General features: G+C 47.6%; 13 protein-coding genes and 1 tRNA gene. 4 read left to right on the plus strand and 10 right to left on the minus strand.

Annotated elements, in window-relative coordinates; genetic code table 11:
* Nucleotides 1-13 precede the first annotated feature (13 nt).
* The 9 genes from B9A32_RS10625 to B9A32_RS10660 all read right to left on the minus strand — a co-directional run bounded on the left by B9A32_RS10625 (nt 14) and on the right by B9A32_RS10660 (nt 9,703).
* Entirely contained in the window at nt 14-643 is a 630-nt protein-coding gene (locus tag B9A32_RS10625; protein ID WP_084069244.1) for a YigZ family protein, read from the minus strand.
* Between the two features lie 408 nt (nt 644-1,051).
* On the minus strand, nt 1,052-3,139 hold the full coding sequence (locus B9A32_RS10630; protein ID WP_084069246.1) for a pyruvate carboxylase subunit B: 2,088 nt from the start codon (nt 3,137-3,139) through the stop codon (nt 1,052-1,054).
* Between the two features lie 265 nt (nt 3,140-3,404).
* Nucleotides 3,405-3,626, minus strand: coding sequence for a hypothetical protein (locus B9A32_RS10635; protein WP_139795790.1), 222 nt, complete (start codon nt 3,624-3,626; stop codon nt 3,405-3,407).
* Between the two features lie 29 nt (nt 3,627-3,655).
* A complete protein-coding gene (locus B9A32_RS10640; RefSeq protein WP_084069248.1) occupies nt 3,656-5,209 on the minus strand; it encodes an acyl-CoA carboxylase subunit beta in 1,554 nt (517 codons plus the stop codon).
* Nucleotides 5,210-5,357: 148 nt separating this feature from the next.
* The gene (locus tag B9A32_RS21690) at nt 5,358-5,522 is read right to left on the minus strand and encodes a hypothetical protein (RefSeq protein ID WP_212637892.1); all 165 of its coding nucleotides are present in this window, start codon (nt 5,520-5,522) and stop codon (nt 5,358-5,360) included.
* Nucleotides 5,523-6,047: 525 nt separating this feature from the next.
* Nucleotides 6,048-7,274, minus strand: a complete 1,227-nt coding sequence (gene mltA / locus B9A32_RS10645; protein ID WP_084069250.1) for a murein transglycosylase A — start codon at nt 7,272-7,274, stop codon at nt 6,048-6,050.
* A 53-nt stretch (nt 7,275-7,327) separates the two neighbouring features.
* On the minus strand, nt 7,328-7,816 hold the full coding sequence (gene moaC / locus B9A32_RS10650) for a cyclic pyranopterin monophosphate synthase MoaC (RefSeq protein ID WP_084069252.1): 489 nt from the start codon (nt 7,814-7,816) through the stop codon (nt 7,328-7,330).
* A 209-nt stretch (nt 7,817-8,025) separates the two neighbouring features.
* Nucleotides 8,026-8,102, minus strand: a tRNA-Pro gene (locus B9A32_RS10655).
* 80 nt (nt 8,103-8,182) lie between these two features.
* Nucleotides 8,183-9,703, minus strand: a complete 1,521-nt coding sequence (locus B9A32_RS10660) for an HD domain-containing phosphohydrolase (RefSeq protein WP_232367123.1) — start codon at nt 9,701-9,703, stop codon at nt 8,183-8,185.
* A gap of 812 nt (nt 9,704-10,515) precedes the next feature.
* Here B9A32_RS10660 and B9A32_RS10665 point away from each other — a divergent pair.
* Both B9A32_RS10665 and B9A32_RS10670 read left to right on the plus strand, forming a co-directional pair.
* Nucleotides 10,516-10,986 carry an Lrp/AsnC family transcriptional regulator gene (locus B9A32_RS10665; RefSeq protein ID WP_084069382.1) on the plus strand — a complete coding sequence of 157 codons (471 nt, stop codon included), beginning with the start codon at nt 10,516-10,518 and terminating at the stop codon, nt 10,984-10,986.
* 17 nt (nt 10,987-11,003) lie between these two features.
* Nucleotides 11,004-12,257 (plus strand): diaminopimelate decarboxylase, encoded by a 1,254-nt coding sequence (locus B9A32_RS10670; protein ID WP_084069254.1) that lies wholly within the window; start codon nt 11,004-11,006, stop codon nt 12,255-12,257.
* Nucleotides 12,258-12,853: 596 nt separating this feature from the next.
* Here the strand turns inward: B9A32_RS10670 and B9A32_RS10675 are convergent.
* On the minus strand, nt 12,854-13,576 hold the full coding sequence (locus B9A32_RS10675; protein ID WP_084069255.1) for an enoyl-CoA hydratase/isomerase family protein: 723 nt from the start codon (nt 13,574-13,576) through the stop codon (nt 12,854-12,856).
* Between the two features lie 602 nt (nt 13,577-14,178).
* Between B9A32_RS10675 and B9A32_RS10680 the strand changes: the two genes are divergently transcribed.
* The gene (locus B9A32_RS10680) at nt 14,179-15,921 is read left to right on the plus strand and encodes a hydantoinase/oxoprolinase family protein (RefSeq protein ID WP_332308505.1); all 1,743 of its coding nucleotides are present in this window, start codon (nt 14,179-14,181) and stop codon (nt 15,919-15,921) included.
* On the plus strand, nt 15,921-17,234 hold the full coding sequence (locus B9A32_RS10685) for a histone deacetylase family protein (RefSeq protein ID WP_084069259.1): 1,314 nt from the start codon (nt 15,921-15,923) through the stop codon (nt 17,232-17,234). The genes B9A32_RS10680 and B9A32_RS10685 overlap by 1 nt, the downstream gene beginning before the upstream one ends.
* Nucleotides 17,235-17,243: the final 9 nt, after the last annotated feature.

The raw sequence follows: 17,243 nt of genomic DNA on the forward strand, positions 1-17,243 counted from the left end.
TTTTCTCCTTGATTTAACACTCCTGAGCCTCCGGGTCCAGGGGACCTTCAAAGGTTAATTTTCCCCCATCCTGATATTCTGTCAACATTTTTTCCAGCACCGGGGCATCATGGGCCTCCACTGCCACCCCATGGGTCACTTGCTCCGTATAATCCGTTTCAGCAATAACCACTCCCAGATTATTTAATTGATACAGCAAGGTATCATTAAAGGCATAGGGCAATGTAACCCGATAGCTGTTTATCTTCACAAGCTTCATGAGCTTTTCCAGGGCAATGGCAGATTCCACAGCCTCGCCATAGGCTTCAATGAGCCCTCTGATACCAAGTTTAACCCCACCGAAATACCGGGTGACCACAGCCACAATCCGGGTCATGTGATGACTTTGCAGCACATTGAGCATGGGTTTTCCGGCAGTTCCGGCAGGCTCGCCATTGTCAGAGCAGTGAAAGGTCTCCCCTTTATCCCCCACAATATAGGCCCAGCAGTTATGGGTGGCGGTTTTATGTTCCGATGCCACAGAGGAGATAAAGGTTTTGGCTTCTTCCATGGAGTCCACCCGGCAAAGGGCGCAGATAAAGGTGGAACGTTTAATTTTTATCTCCCGGGATCTTGGTGTTTTTACTGAATAGAAATATTCCATGGCAGTTCCCTTTATGAAAACCCGGCAAGTCCACCGGTTTTTACCCCGGGATTGATTGACTTGGACGGCGTTGGTTTTGAAAAATCAGCCCTTGTCCAGCTGAAAGTAAATATTCGAATGATATTAATGTCTGGCCGGTCCCCCGTATCTGCTTATCCGGTACTGCCCGGCATATTAATTGTCAGGCAAGCAGCCCCCAATGAATGAAAATGGGGGAGCAGCCGAATATTTACAGCTGAAATCAAATATGTTCTTTTAAAACAGCCGGAACAGAAAAGCAACAAAAAGGGGGGAGCCATCTTTAATCATGATGGTTCCCCCCAGATTGACCTAACATATATGTGCGGTAATTTTAATTTTGGCCCAGGCTCCGGACGTCAAAAACCTCCCGGGCTTTCAAAATAAAATTTAACCGATAAGGGCCAGAACAGCGTCCTTGGCCACAGAATCACCTGATCCAAAATTAATGGCAGTGATCTCACCGTCTGCCGGAGAGGGCAGTGCATTCTCCATTTTCATGGCTTCCAGGATAACAACAATATCCCCTTTTTTCACAACATCCCCCACGTTCTTTTCATACTTAATGACCATGCCCGGCATGGGGGCTTTTACGGGAACGCCGGAACCGTCGGCTGCGGCAGCCGGGGCCGGGGCTGCGGCGGGTGCAGGTTTACTGGGTGCGGCCGGGGCCGGAGCTGCTGCCGCCGGGGCCGGGGCTGCCGGGGTCGGAGCTGCTGCCGGAGCCGGAGGTGGTGGAACAACGCCCGGAGCCGGGGCCGCCGGAACCGGAGCCGCAGGCGCTGCAGCGGCCGCCTCGGGGGCCGGAGCAGGCTGGGCATAGGCAATCACCGGTGCGCCACCCACTTCATCCACGCCCACCTCAAAGTATTCACCTTCCACAAACACATTAAAGGTACGAAGGGCATCGGTTTTTTCAGGAGCGTCTCCAGAGGGTTTCTCCACCAGCTCCCCTGCCTTTGCCTTGCGAAGGATCTCATCCCGACGGGCCACTTCTTCCATGGTGATGGCTTTCATGGACTCCGGCACTGCTTCTTTGCCGTATTTAATCTGGAGAAATTTCTTACCCGTCACAGGAAACAAGGTGTAGAGAAGAAGATCATCATCATCCACAGCCAGTTCACCAATGACTTCCTTGGCAGCTTCCAATTCCGGCTTAAGTACTTCAGCAGGTTTGCAGGAGATGGCTTCCTCACCACGCTCATAGCCCTTAAGTGCTTTTTTCTGAAGTTCGGGATCAATGGGCACAGCGGTTTTTCCATAAAGCCCGTAGCAAAGATCTTTTACCTGGGCCGTGATCATTTTGTAGCGCTCTTCTTTGGTATCAAAAAGAACGTTGTTAACGGTCTGGGTTCCCACAATCTGACTGGTGGGAGTGACCAGAGGAATCTGACCCAGCTCTTTACGCACCTTGGGCAGCTCTTTGTACACATCCCCTATTCTGTCCAGGGCGTCCATCTCTTTTAACTGATTCACAAGGTTGGAGAGCATGCCGCCGGGGGTCTGATGGAGCAGAACATTGATATCAATCACCGACACCTTGCTGTCATCCAGCAGATGTTTGTATTTGGGCAAAATCTCTTTTTCCAGGGTTTCGTTGATGGAGGCCAGGGTTTCAATGTCAAATCCGGTGTCTCTGTCTGTACCGATGAGGGACATGACCAGGGGTTCCAGAGCCGGATGGGATGTTCTGTAGGCATAGGGAGTCAAACAGGTATCCAGAATGTCAACCCCAGCTTCCACAGCCTTAAGATGGGTCATGGCAGCCATACCCGATGTAAAATGGCTGTGCAGATGAATCAAAGGTTTAACATTTTCTTTTAAGGCTTTGATCAATTCATAGGCATCATAGGGAGCCATGAGCCCTGCCATGTCTTTGATACAGATACTGTCAGCGCCCATGGCTTCCAGCTCTTTGGCCTTTTTGATGTAATAATCCAGTGTATACACCGTACCGCCCATGCGGGGCTCTGTGAGGGAGTAGCAGATACATCCCTGGAAATGTTTTCCACAGGATTTAATCACCGGCGCCACACACTCAAAATTACGGTAATCATTCAATGCATCAAAGGTACGAAATACATCCATGCCGTTTTCTGCAGCCCTTTTAACAAAAAGTTCTGCCACATCATCGGCATAATTTCGGTATCCCACCAGATTTTGACCCCGGAGCAGCATGGAAAGGGGGGTTTTCTTAAAATAACGTTTCAGGGTACGAAGGCGTTCCCAGGGGTCTTCGTTTAAGAATCGGTGCATGGTATCAAAGGTGGCACCCCCCCATACTTCTGTGGCCCAGAATCCGATTTCATCCATGCGTTCGGCCACGGGGATCATATCTTCGGTTCTTCCCCTTGTGGCAAAAAGGGACTGGTGACCGTCACGAAGTGACAGGTCCTCAATCTTAAGAGGATTCTTAGCAGCAGGTCTCTCTTTTTCACAATTCAATTCGCACATGTTGATTTTGCCGTGTTCACTCATTTACGATCTCCTAAATTATTTTTATCTGACACCCTTTTAATTTAAAAATATGGTCAGTTTTTTTACAGTCTATACCCAGCGATTTTCTGGAACAATATTTAAGAACGCCAAGGGCAATATCCATGTTGCCCCATAAAGTGACAAACCGGGGTGACACCGGGCCTGTCCTGCGGCTGTTCATATGAAATACTCCGCAGATCAGGGGAGGTATTTCAAACTTTGTTGTGGGCAAACCGGGGTGCAATAAAAGGTCTGCCCGTGGCAGTTATTTAAAGGCCCGTGCCTGCATCAAAAAACGCCCTTGCATCTGATCATTTCGTCCTGCAGCTCCCCAGGCATTGAACTGGACCTGGGGGCCGGCGGCAGGGGCAGCCACCGCTTCTTCCTCCGGAGCCGGACCGGCGGCGTAGAAAGCCGCCTCCTCCTGGGTTTTTATATAGGTAAACACTGCTGCCGTGGCTGCAGCGAGTTTTTTATTCTCCATCATATGGGCTTGCCTCCGGGTTTTTCAATTGTTTACACTGGAATGTTACCATGTTTTTTGGCCGGTCGCATCTCACGCTTGCTGCCCAGGGCTTCCAGGGCATCAATGAGGCGCATGCGGGTCTGGGCAGGCTGAATCACGGCATCCACAAATCCACGGCTGGCCGCACAATAGGGATTGGAAAAAAGTTCTTCATACTCTGCAATTTTTTCCTTGCGCTTGGCAACGGGATCTTCAGACCCTTTGATCTCCCTGGCATGGATGATATTGGCAGCCCCTTCGGCCCCCATGACGGCAATCTGGGCACTGGGCCATGCAAAAGCCATGTCTGCCCCGAGATGTTTGGAGCACATGGCAAGGTAAGATCCGCCATAATCCTTACGGGTAATCAGCAGCATCTTGGGTACGGTGGCTTCTGAGTAACACCACAGCAGTTTTGCACCATGGCGGATGATGCCGCCCCACTCCTGGTCACTGCCCGGAAGATATCCCGGTACATCGGCAATGGTGAGCATGGGGATATTAAAGGCATCGCAAAATCGAATAAAACGGGTGGCCTTGTCCGAGGCATTGATATCCAGACATCCGGCCATGAAAAGGGGCTGGTTGGCAATAATACCAATGGGACGGCCATTGAGCCTGGCAAAACAGGTCACAATATTTTTTGCAAAATGGGCATGGGGTTCAAAAAAATCGCCATCATCCACAATGGAGCTGATAACAGCTTTAATATCATAGGCCTGGTTGGGATTATCCGGTATGAGCACATCCAGCTCGGGGTCCTGACGCCGGGGATCATCCGCTGTGGGCTTCAGCGGCGGATCTTCCATGTTGTTGGAAGGCAGATAAGACAAAAGCTGTCTGATCTCTTCCAGGGCATGGGCATCGGAATCACAGGCAAACTGTGCCACACCGCTTTTTTCATTGTGGGCCATGGCACCGCCAAGGTCCTCAAAGGTAATTTCTTCGCCGGTGACAGATTTTATCACCTGGGGGCCTGTGATGAACATATAACTGGTGTCCTTGACCATGAAAATCCAGTCGGTCATGGCAGGTGAGTACACAGCGCCTCCGGCTGTGGGTCCCATGATGGCAGAAATCTGGGGCACCACACCGGATGCCGATGCGTTGCGAAAAAAGATTTCACCATACCCAGAAAGGGAATCCACGCCTTCCTGGATGCGGGCGCCGCCGGAATCGTTGATGCCCACCACCGGGGCACCGGCCTTCATGGCCAGATCCATTATTTTACAAATTTTCTTGGCCTGCATTTCCCCCATGGAACCTGCCCGGGAGGTGAAATCCTGGGAATAGGCAAACACTGTCCGTCCCTCCACAAGACCATGGCCTGTGACCACACCGTCTGCGGGGATTTCTTTTGTTTCCATACCAAAATTAGTGCATCTGTGGGTAACGAACATATCAATTTCGCGGAACGTTCCCTGATCAAACAGCAAGTCAAGCCGTTCCCTGGCATTGAGTTTGCCCTGTTCCCGTCTTTTGGCAAGGGCTTTTTCGCCCCCCATGCCAAGGATCTTTTTTTCCCGTTCCTTAAGATCCTTGATTTTGTCAGCTACAACTCCCATAATATCACCCTTTCTTTTGATAGATGTTAATTTTCCATCCTGTCTTATTTTACTTCCGTGAACCGGAAAGCATAGTGAACTACAATTCCATTGAATCTGTCAACAACAAAACACGACTCACCTTCCTGATTCTGATTCAAGGATGTTCTTAGACTGTTCTTTTGTCAAAAAAAACTGTGCAACCCATCGGTTTTTCAAGCTTTGTTGTGGGCAAAACAAAGTTGAATACAACTGCCGCGGGCAGACCTTGTTTTGATTCGGTTCTACCCACAACAAAGCTTGAAATACACCCCTGACTCACGGAGTATTTCATATAACACCCACATGTCCTGTCGGACACAACGAATATTGGGTCGTAGACGCGGAGCCAAATGGTATTATTCCGCCGCCCCCCGACGGACAATGGTCCCGGACCGGAACTGTAGACAGCTCAATTGTCCGGTTCCTGTTGCCCGTCGGGGGGCGGCTCTGCCTTAGCTTGCCTTGGAGGCTGCCTTTTCATATAAAAAAAGAAAAAATAGCCTGGTGCTATCCATTGCATTGATAATACGAACGAAATAATTTCCCGTCTAAAAATCGTGCAGCACTGTTTTTCAGACACAGCACACCATGAAATGTACAGGTTATTCCAGCTGTCTTTTTTAAAAAAAGACTACAAGTGCATAAATTAGAGATGACTCATGTTGAATTCCAGAACCTTACCCGGAGAGGGAATGGTTGGAAAATATTTTGTCAAAGTTGTAAATAAAAAACAGATCCATGTCAAGTTAAGTGAAGGAAAAAGGAGATTTATATAATGAAGAAGATTTTATAACACCGCCGGGTTTGGCTCCATGCCCTATTTTTTCAATACAAGAACATAAATAGATCCCAAATGACTCAAGTGCCCGGCGGTGAACTCGGCCCAGGGCCCATGGCCACAGAAAAAATCCACCCGACCCGGCCCTTTGATGGCACCGCCGGTGTCCTGATTTAACACAAATCCGGACACACGCCCCCATTGATCTGTGGAACTTTGCGGGGAATTGATGGAGGGCATGGATGTCTCCACAAAACAAAGTGCCCCCCGGGGAAAAACAGACCTGTCCGTTGCAATGGACCGAAGGGGGGTCAGGGGCACACCGATACTACCAAAAGGCCCGCCTTTTTCCGTGCGGAAAAAAACAAAACTGGGGTTATGATGAAACACCTCTTTCCGGCGATGGGGGTTGGCTTTGAGCCATGCCCGAATGGCCTGCATGGACATTTTTTCCCGGGGAATTTCCCCTTGGTCAATGAGATACTTCCCAATGGATCTATAAGGATGACCGTTTTTGCCGTCATAATGGACCCGCAGCAGTCCACCGTTTTCCAACTCCACCCTCCCCGAGCCCTGAATCTCCAGGAAGAACCGATCTGTCAGGCTGGACACCCAGGCAATGGGATGGGCCTGGAGATAAAAATCTTTGCGTCCGTTTATTTCGGCCCTTGTAAAATAGGGCACCACCTTATTATTTTTGGTGATCCTGGCCGAAAGCGTGGGTTCACCCTTATATCTGGATGAAAACCGGGGCAGATCAATGCGTACCAGATCCCGGGGAAAACTATAAAGGGGAATCGGATATTTTTTTTCATCACGGGTCAGGCTTCCCTGTAATGAGGGTTCATAATATCCAGTGAAAAGCACCTCTGCTTTTTCATTCCGACCCCGGGACTGAAACAGATCAAAATATTTCTTAATAAAAACCGTCAGTTCATCCAGTGAAGGCTGTGTCTGGATAAAGCCAAGAAAAAAAACCAACGAGCGCTTCATGTGGGATGCAGAGTAAGAGTATTCCCCCAGTTTAAACATCCGATCCCCGGGAATTTTTCCATAATAATGAATACTCTGCTCCAGTGCCCGGGCAAGTGACGGGTTGGCAAGGGTGTCTTTAAATAGAGGGTATTGTTTTTCAGACAGTTTTACAAAGGGTTTACCAGGCAAGGTTTCCGGAGATTTTGAAGAAAAAAGGCAGCCCCATACCGGGAAGAAAAGCGTGCCCGCCACAAACAACGTCATCCACTTTTTAAAAACTTGTTTTATCATAAAAAATAAACACCCTTGAAAGCCTGTTTAAAAATTTGAAAAAATCGGGCAGCCTATTTCTGATATCTCCGGGCCAAAAATTTTCCGCTTTTACCGCCTGTTTTGCTTTTTAAATGAATATCAGAGATAATCATGGCCTTATCATAGGATTTGCACATGTCATAAATGGTCAAGGCAGCCACAGACACTGCGGTCAACGCCTCCATCTCCACACCGGTCTGTCCGGCCAGGGAGGCACTGGCTTCAATTTCCAGGGTATTATTATCCGAATCAGAAAAAAAATCCACACTGACGTGGGTAAGATTCAGGGGATGACACATGGGAATGAGATCTGCCGTTTTCTTGGCAGCCATAACCCCTGCAATGCGGGCCGCTTCCAGTACATTCCCTTTTTTAACAGTGGCATCCATTATACGGGCAAGTGTATCTCCGGTCATGGTGACGCACCCCCTGGCCACGGCCACCCGTTTGCTGATATTTTTATCCGCCACATCCACCATTCTTACCCGGCCATCTTGATCCAGGTGTGTAAAATCTGTCATAACACTCTCCTTTATTAATACCTTCACCAAATTTTTATATGAAATACTCCGCAAACCGGGGGCGTATTTCAAGTTGTGTTGTGGGCAGAACCGAATCAGAATAAGGTCTGCCCGTGGCGGTTTATATGAAATACTCTGCAAAACAGAAGCGTATTTGAGCATAAAAAAAAGGGGTTATGGTAAGAAACCATAACCCCTTTGATATCAGTTGGTCGGAACGGCTGGATTTGAACCAGCGACCACTTGTCCCCCAGACAAGTGCGCTACCAGACTGCGCTACGCCCCGATCGCTTAAAAACAAATAGGGTTTACCACCGATGCAGATAAGTGTCAAGCGCTTTTTTAAAAAAAGAAATAAAAAGCGCATCAGCCGCCGGGACAGCCCTCCCAGGCCCTGTCACTGATTTTTAAAAAGGCCGCCACTGCTTCTGGATCAAACTGCTTTCCAGACTCCTCACGAATGATGCCAATGACCTTAGCTTTACTCATTTTTCTTCTGTAAGCCCGATCCGAAGCCATGGCATCAAAGGCATCTGCAACGGACAAAATTCTTGCAAGGCGTGGAATTTCATTCTCCCGTGCCCCCATGGGGTAGCCATTTCCATTATAATGCTCATGGTGATGGCGGATAATATCCTGTTCTTTGGTCCACAGTCCCAGTTGCCCCACAATATCAGCACCGATAACGGGATGCTCTTTTATTTTTTCATACTCTTCATCATTGAGACGGCTGGGTTTAAGAAGAATATCATCCCGGATGCCTATTTTACCGATATCATGGAGGTGACCGGCAAATTGAAGGACATCCAGTTCTTCATCTGTGCAGCCAAGCTCCCTTCCAATCATCACAGAAACCTCTGCCACCCGTTTTGAATGTTGCTGGGTATAGGGGTCCCGGGCCTCCAAAGCCGCCACAAAGGCATAAAGGGTGGCAAAAAGATTATCATAAATATTTTCGTAAAGAGCTGTGTTTTCAATGGCCGAAGCCGCTTTATGGGAAATAAAATTGAGTAGAAAAATATCTTTTTCCGTAAAATGTGCATCACCATGTGAAATGGAAGCAGTGACAATACCAAACACCTTGTCACGGATTTTCAACGGAGATGCCATAAAGGAACGGGCACCGTAAAAAAGGCCCGGGTGTTCGGTGGTGGAAACCAGAAGGGGATCGTCCTCGACCATGGTGGTTAAAAGCAGATCTTTAAAAGGACCCTCCATATTTTCCCCAAGCCTTTGCTCGATATTGGAACAGGCCATGGGAAACAGAATATTTCCACTCTCAGAATATATATAAAAAGAAACCTCATCGGCCTTGCTGACCTCAAGGCTTAAGGCCACCACATGATTGAAAATATCGTGACTGGAATTAAATGAAGAAAAATCATCCATGATTTTATTCAGGAGATTGACCTCTTCCACCTTGGCCACAAGTTCCTCGTTCAGCGCCTTGATGCGTTCCTGCCGCTTAACCTCTTCCCGGAGAAGCAGGTTTTCCACAAACAATCCACGCTCCCGCAGTATCCGCCGCAGGGCCAGCTCCATCTGCTCCAGATTCACAGGTTTGATTAAATAGTCCACCACACCGTTTTTAAGGGTTTCAATGGAATTTTCCAATGACGGAAAACCCGTCATAACCACCACCGGCAAAGATGCATCTTTTTTGCGAATACGCTCTGCCAGTTCAAGGCCATCCATGACGGGCATGTTAATATCTGTAAAACAACATCCTATGTGGATGCCGGTATCAATAATGGCCATGGCTTCTTTGCCATTTCTGGCTGTGAAAACCTCATATCCTTTGCGTACAAAATACTCTTCGGTTATTTCAAGGATACCTTCCTCGTCGTCCACCACCAGAATGGTGGTCTGGGTGCCGTCATCCATCATGCGCAAGAAATCCTGTTTATTTTCATATCAAGTCCATGCCTGGAGCAGATGCATCCATGGCCCTCTGGAAATTTCCATGATAGTTATTATCAACATCCTTAACATCATCCCCAAATAATTAACTCTTTTTTTAAAGGGGACTTCCCAAGATGAAGCGATGTGTTGAGAAAGTATCAAGGATTGAACAGACAGGGATGTCTTAATTTCCATTGGTGAATTTAAACATACTAAACTGTTGATCTTTAATCAATGTAAAAGAACACCCCTTTGCAGCACTTTTTATTTGGATTTCACACAGATTTTACCCCTCCAAAATTCGTGGTGGGGTCAGGCTTTCGTTATTGACATTATCGAGGCTTTTTTCGTTGGCAAAGGCCTTGGTCGATAACATCAATAACAAAAGCCTGACCCCGTCGGCACACTGAGCCCATCGGTACATTTAAAAATGCCGGCTTTGAAATGAAGCCCGAAAGTTGAGTTACAATATTGGTACGCCTCACAGTTAACGGGCCATATTGTGACCAAGGCACACGCTTTAATTCAGGAAACGACATTGCCTGCACCACGGGGGTTGAACATACCGAATTTTTGATATCGCCACTTTATAACAGAATATAATTCTGTATTTTAAAATAAAAAATGAATTTTAATCTAAAAATAGACTAAAAATAAGAATATTATTCTTGACAAAGAGCCACTAAAAGAATATTTTCAAAAAAAGTAAGACAATTGCTTTATACCGGGCATCCACTGCCGCCCACAACAAAGTTTAAAGGAGTGTCAGAACATGACCGCTATTGGAAAAAAACACCATGGATCACATTGATTTTAAAATTCTCAAAATTCTCCAGACCAAGGCAAGGATTCCCAACGTTGAGGTGGCCAGAGAAATAGGCATGGCCCCATCGGCGGTCCTGGAACGTATAAAAAAACTGGAGGCCCAGGGAGTCATTGATGGATATGAAGTGCGTCTCAACCCCGATCAATTCGAGGGGTCACTCATTGCCTTTCTCCATGTCACCCTCACCCGGAATGCCCGGATAAAAGAGACAGCCATGGCCCTTGCCGACATGGCATCCATCCAGGAAGTCCATTACATTGCCGGAGAAGACGGCCTGATGCTCAAGGTCAGAGTTGCCGATACTTCGGCCCTGGAAACACTTTTGACCACCCGAATAAATCCCATGCCCTCCGTGGCCCGGACAAAAAGTTCTATTGTTCTTTCCACATTTAAAGAAACGGCAAAAATTCCTTTGCCGGAAACATATCACACCACCCCCTAAATTTAAGGAGACTTACCATGCCCATGTCCCAGGCATTTGAACAACGACTTTCAGCGGTAATAGATAAAACCATCCAACAGTTTGGCACCCCTTTTCACATCTATGATGAAGCAGGCATTAAAGAAACTGGAGAACAGGTTAAGCAGGCCTTTGCACGCATGGAGGGATTTCGGGAATATTTTGCCGTAAAAGCGTTGCCCAATCCCACCGTCATGACCCTTATGAAGGATATGGGGTTTGGTTTTGACTGCAGTTCATCCCCGGAACTGATGCTGGCCCGGCAGATTAACAGCCGGGGTGACGATCTGATGTTCACCTCCAATAATACCAGCCCGGAACAATTTTTAACGGCAGCGGAAAATGGAGGATGTATTCTGAATCTTGATGATATCTCTCTTATAGATAAGGTACCGGAGATGCCGGAACTGATCTGTTTTCGCTATAATCCCGGCCCCCGGAGAAAGGGCAATAAGATCATTGGCAATCCCGTTGAAGCAAAGTACGGTGTAACCCACGAACAGATTGAATCTGCTTATCAAAAAGCCATGGACAGGGGTGCCACACGCTTTGGCATGCATACCATGCTGGCTTCCAACGAACTTAATTTTGAATACATTGTGGAAACCACACGCATGCTCCTTGGCGTGGTGGAAGAGATATCACTTAAACTCAATATAGAGTTTGAATTCATTAATATCGGGGGTGGACTTGGCATTCCCTATCGCCCGGAACAGAACAAAATAGATGTAAAAGCCATGGGAGAGGAAATTTTTGAACTCATGGAGTTGTTTAAAAAGAAAAACGGCTGGATTCCCCGCTTGTTCATGGAGAGTGGAAGATACATGACAGGCCCCCATGGTGCCCTGGTGACCAAAGTGATTAACCACAAAGACATCTATCGAAAATATGTGGGTGTGGATGCTTCCATGGCAGCCCTCATGCGGCCGGGTATGTATGACGCTTATCACCACATCCATATCCATGGTAAAGACGAAACCATGGACACCGAAGTGGTGGATGTGGTGGGACCTTTATGTGAAAATAATGATAAATTTGCCGTCCAGCGGGCGCTTCCGGTGACCCGGGAAGGGGATATTCTCATCATCCATGACACCGGTGCCCACGGCCATGCCATGGGATTCAACTACAACGGGCAACTCCGACCCCAGGAATTACTGTTGCGCACCGACGGCACAGTGGCACTCATTCGAAGAAAAGAGACGGTGGAAGATTATTTTGCCACATTGAAGTTTGATGCGCTGAGTGTCTAAACCGAACACTTTTTTGACCATGGGCGACTTTCCGGTTTCCTGCTGTAAAAAGATATTGGATTTGTGTGCTCCTTGACGGCTGACCCAGACCGGCGGTCAGGGACTTTTTTATAACTGCCACGGGCAGAGTGTATTCTGAGCCTGCTCTGCCCACAACAAAGCTTGAAATACACCCCAGATCTGCGAGGCATTTGATATAACGGGCATCTCCTGTCGGACACAACGAATATAGACAATGGTATTATACCGCCGCCCCCCCGATGGGCAATGGTCCCGGACCGGAACTGTAGACAGCTCAATTGTCCGGTTCCTATTACCCATCGGGGGGGCGGCTCTGCCTCAGGTTGCCTTGGAGGCTGCATTGTATATAACTGCCATGGGCAGATCATATTGGGATTTGACCTGCCCACAACGAAAAATGAAACTCTAATTATTACAGCTCTTTGGATGGAGTTTTATATAAAAAACCAACATGGCTGTAAGCACCAGCCACAACGAATAATGAAAAAGTAGTTGCTGTGAGCATCCAGAACCTAATACCCAGCATCCAGTACCGACTTTTTCATATCAAAAACAAATACAAATATTTAGACAGACTATTCTTTTATGAATAAATCCAATGTTTCAATGAAAACTGCGTCCTCTTTTTCCATCACTTCTATAATAGCTTTGTGCATGCGTTTTTTGTGTTCACCGAAAATACCCCTTTTTTTATGAAATGTGGCTGCAAAGCCCAGGGCATCGCTCATGAGCTCTTCCACATTGGCACTTGCCTTTTCAATAATATGGTGCACTTCCATCTCATCGGCCCCCACCCTTTTACCGGTGAGTTTTAATTCATTGAATTTATATTCCGGTATGGCTTTTCTAACAAAGGCAATCATCCCGGGCAAAAAGGGAATGCTGATATCCACCTCAGGAAAACAAAAAAATCCCCGATCTCTTTTCATGAATCGAAAATCACAGGCACAAGCCAGCATGGCCCCATTACCAAAGGCATGGCCGTTGATGGCGGCAATGGTGGGAATGGGCATTTGAAGCAACCGCTTAAAAACACGATTGGTGGTATACATAAAGGCTTTCATGGCGTCAAAATCATTTTCTTGAAGTCGTTGGCCCAGCCATTCAATATCAACCCCCTGGGAAAAATTCTTCACGTCATCGGAGGTTAAAACCAATGCGTACACCCCGTCGTCCGCCAGTACTTCATCAAAAATTTCATTGAGCCTTGTGGAAAAATCAAGATTTTGCAAATTTGCACCATTGGACAGGGTAACAACGGCAACGGTTCCTTCTTTTTTCCAGTTTGCAATGGCCATATCATCTCCTTGGATTTCATGTTGACGTTATTTTTAACGTTTCAGCTGATAAACATTGTTCATGATACTTATCTCAATTCATCGCAGATATCAAGACAAAACACCTTGACACCCATCAAAAATTAGATTGACAACCCAGGTTTTTTCTGAGTATCTTCAACCCAAGCTATTAATGGATAATAAGATATCAAGATGCGCGGATTTTTATTTGTATTCAGGCATCTTTCATGCAACTTCAAAGGTAGTTTCCATTTTTCAGTCAAGTTTTCCCGGGGAATTGGGTATCTCTGTCTGAAAATTGTAAAGCTAAAATGAAAGATATCCGTATTCAAAATGCATTTTTGCGGCACAATGGTTTTCCATGTATGAAAACCTCCAGCCCGGAAGATGAATAAAAAAACAAGCAGCCAGGTATATTATTACCCTAAATCGTCTTTATTTCTTTGAATCGTTTTAAACTAAAGAGGTTCCTGCAGCACATCACAAGCGGATGCCATACACCCTTCCATGGCGTGACAATTAAAACAAACGCTGAATACTGTATCAAGCACTTAAATGCCGGGAACAGTTAATCATGATATTTCCATGGTACCGGCAGAACCATGAAATGGTGTGTCCAGGAACTCCGGGAATGGATAATGATCATTGGACTTGATGTTGGCGGAACGCATACAGATGCAGTTCTTTTAAGTAAACAGGGACTTGAACGACAGATAAAGGTACCCACGGATACGTCAAATCTCTTTGAAACCGTGCTCACCGGATTCAACCACCTACTTGAAGATATTCCCATTGGCAAAATTAAAAGAGTGGTTATCAGCACCACTCTCACCACCAATGCCATTGTTCAAAAAGAATTAAACACCGTTGGCACCATTGTTTCTTCGGGTCCCGGCATTGATCCTGAGTGGTATCGCACCGATGAAAATTACCATGCCGTGGAAGGCTCCATTGATCACCGGGGCAGAGAAAGAGAACCCCTGAATCATAAGCAGATCCTTGCCATTGCAAAGAGCATGAAGGAAAAAGATATCACCACCCTTGGGGTCATTGGTAAATTTTCCGTGCGTAATCCAGCCCATGAACTTGAAATCCGGGATCTACTCAAAGATCAGTTTGACACCATTTTTCTGGGGCACCATGTGTCCGGCAACCTTAATTTTCCCAGACGAATCGCCACGGTTCATCTCAATGCAGCGGTTTACGAAATGCACCGGGATTTTTTCCATGCCGTTAAAAACTCACTGGAACAGAAAGGACTTCAAATTCCCATACAGATTCTCAAGGCCGACGGGGGTACCATGAACCTTGAATCTTCCATGTCATTTCCGGGACAGACCATTCTTTCCGGTCCCGCCGCAAGTGTCATGGGCTCCATTGCCTATGCGCCGGGGGATATGGATGCCATGGTGCTTGACATCGGGGGAACCACCACGGATATTGCCATTCTGGTGGATAAGGTTCCCCTGCTGGAGCCCCTTGGCATCCGGCGTGGGAAATATAAAAGCCTGATCCGATCTCTAAAAACCCATTCCCGGGGCATTGGCGGTGACAGCCATGTCCGGGTGGATGGCAACACCCTTAAAATCGGCCCCGAAAGACTGGGGCCTGCCATGGCCTTTGGCGGCCCTGCCCCCACCCCCACCGATGCCCTTGTATTTCTGAAGAAAATGAATTCCGGAGATCAACAGCTGGCCCAAAAGGGAATGGAGAACATTGCCCAGGCCCTGGGTAATACCCCGGAAGCAGCAGCCCGGGCAATTTTCAAACAGACCTGCACCATGATTCTGGATCAAGCCCGGGATCTGGTGCATCGCATCAACAGTAAACCTGTCTATACCGTGCATGAATTTCTGGCCGGATATGCCATTGAACCCCAGAAAATTTTACTGCTCGGCGGCCCGGCATCCTATTTTGCCCAGGAGATTGAAACCCTGTCCGGTATCTCCACCGAAGTGGTACCGGCAAGTGCCGTTGCCAACGCCATAGGAGCAGCCCTGGCCAGAACCACCTGTGAGATTACCCTGCTTGCCGATACGGAACAGAAAAAAGCCATGGCCCCGGAAGAGGATTTCACCGCCCCCATTTCCCATAAATTCACCGAAGAAGATGCCGTGGAAACCACCCATGAACTTTTATTGAAAAAGGCCCTGAAATCAGGGGCCGACACCGAAGACATGGCCGTGGAAATCATTGAATATCAACAATTTAATATTGTACGAAATTTTTCGCCCCGGGGCAAAATATTTAAAGTCAAGATGCAGGTAAAACCCGGACTGATCAAAGCCTACGAGGCCGTTTGTCACCACTGCACCATCAACCCGGATATAGAAAAGGGGATATAATGCTCAAGGCAGCACATAAAACCGGTCTGGTCTTTTTTCCGGCCTTTGACTGGGCCATTGATCCAACCCACCCGGAACGGGAAGAGAGACTGTTGTACACCCAGGACCAAGTCACCGAAGAGGGAATTTTTGACATTGAAGGCATATTGGAGCTGAAGCCGGATCTGATCAACAATCAGGACATTCAGCGGGTCCACTTCTGCCTCCCCGATGAGGAAAGCATCACCACTGAATCCCATCTTATCAGTGCGGGGGGGGCTGTGGCCATTGCCCAGGCTGTCATGGAAAAAAGGGTCAAACGGGGATTTGCCCTGGTGCGTCCTCCGGGACACCACGCCATGCGCATCAGCCATGGGGGAAGGGGATTTTGCCACATAAACATGGAAGCCATCATGGTGGAGTATATTCGGCGGCACTACGATGTAAAACGGGTGGCCATCATTGACACGGACTGCCACCACGGAGACGGTACCAATGACATTTACTGGCATGATCCCGACACATTGTTTATCTCCATTCACCAGGACGGCAGAACCCTGTATCCCGGTTCAGGGTTCACAGGGGAACTGGGGGGTCCCAATGCCCTTGGTTCCAATTTAAACATCCCCCTGCCCCCGGGAACCGCCACACAAGGCTATCTTTATGTCCTTGAAAATACAATTCTTCCGGCCATTGAGGCGTTTAAACCTGATATTATCGTTAACTCTGCAGGACAGGACAACCATTACACAGATCCCCTGACCAATATGAAATTCTGTGCCCAGGGCTATGCCGATCTCACCCGCCTTTTAAAACCGGACATTGCGGTTTTAGAAGGGGGATATGCCATTGAAGGTGCCCTGCCCTACGTCAATCTTGGCATCATTATGGCCTTGGCAGGCCTTGACTATTCCCGGGTTGTGGAGCCCAATTACAATCCTGAAAAACTGCAACAGGCCCCCCATGTCACAGAAAAAATAGAAAAAACCGTGGAAATCATCAATGCCCACTGGAACAATCGCCATCACCTGCGCGAATCTGCCGGGTCTCCAGGGGATATTCAGGAACGCCACCGGGAAATTTACTACGACACCGACAATATCCTTGAACGTCAGCAAGAAAAAATTCGAATATGCCGGGAATGCGGCGGAACATTTCAAATTGAATCCACCGCCATGCCGGGCTCCCGGGTGCTGGCCGTTCATATTCCCCAATATGCCTGTCACAGTTGCCGGGAAAAGGGATATGAAATGTATGACGCTGCCCCGAAAAAAAAATATGACAAGGTAATTCTCCAAGACAAACCCCAGGACAGGTATGTTATAAAATCCTGAGGTAATAGA

This window comes from Desulfocicer vacuolatum DSM 3385 (genome assembly GCF_900176365.1).
GTDB lineage: Bacteria > Desulfobacterota > Desulfobacteria > Desulfobacterales > Desulfobacteraceae > Desulfocicer > Desulfocicer vacuolatum.

What these genes read in the sequence shown, in the direction of transcription:
- B9A32_RS10625 (WP_084069244.1), bottom strand. Translation starts at nt 643, where the DNA reads ATGGAATATTTCTATTCAGTAAAAACACCAAGATCCCGGGAGATAAAA.
- B9A32_RS10630 (WP_084069246.1), bottom strand. Translation starts at nt 3,139, where the DNA reads ATGAGTGAACACGGCAAAATCAACATGTGCGAATTGAATTGTGAAAAA.
- B9A32_RS10635 (WP_139795790.1), bottom strand. Translation starts at nt 3,626, where the DNA reads ATGATGGAGAATAAAAAACTCGCTGCAGCCACGGCAGCAGTGTTTACC.
- B9A32_RS10640 (WP_084069248.1), bottom strand. Translation starts at nt 5,209, where the DNA reads ATGGGAGTTGTAGCTGACAAAATCAAGGATCTTAAGGAACGGGAAAAA.
- B9A32_RS21690 (WP_212637892.1), bottom strand. Translation starts at nt 5,522, where the DNA reads ATGAAATACTCCGTGAGTCAGGGGTGTATTTCAAGCTTTGTTGTGGGT.
- mltA (WP_084069250.1), bottom strand. Translation starts at nt 7,274, where the DNA reads ATGATAAAACAAGTTTTTAAAAAGTGGATGACGTTGTTTGTGGCGGGC.
- moaC (WP_084069252.1), bottom strand. Translation starts at nt 7,816, where the DNA reads ATGACAGATTTTACACACCTGGATCAAGATGGCCGGGTAAGAATGGTG.
- B9A32_RS10660 (WP_232367123.1), bottom strand. Translation starts at nt 9,703, where the DNA reads ATGATGGATGACGGCACCCAGACCACCATTCTGGTGGTGGACGACGAG.
- B9A32_RS10665 (WP_084069382.1), top strand. Translation starts at nt 10,516, where the DNA reads ATGGATCACATTGATTTTAAAATTCTCAAAATTCTCCAGACCAAGGCA.
- B9A32_RS10670 (WP_084069254.1), top strand. Translation starts at nt 11,004, where the DNA reads ATGCCCATGTCCCAGGCATTTGAACAACGACTTTCAGCGGTAATAGAT.
- B9A32_RS10675 (WP_084069255.1), bottom strand. Translation starts at nt 13,576, where the DNA reads ATGGCCATTGCAAACTGGAAAAAAGAAGGAACCGTTGCCGTTGTTACC.
- B9A32_RS10680 (WP_332308505.1), top strand. Translation starts at nt 14,179, where the DNA reads ATGAAATGGTGTGTCCAGGAACTCCGGGAATGGATAATGATCATTGGA.
- B9A32_RS10685 (WP_084069259.1), top strand. Translation starts at nt 15,921, where the DNA reads ATGCTCAAGGCAGCACATAAAACCGGTCTGGTCTTTTTTCCGGCCTTT.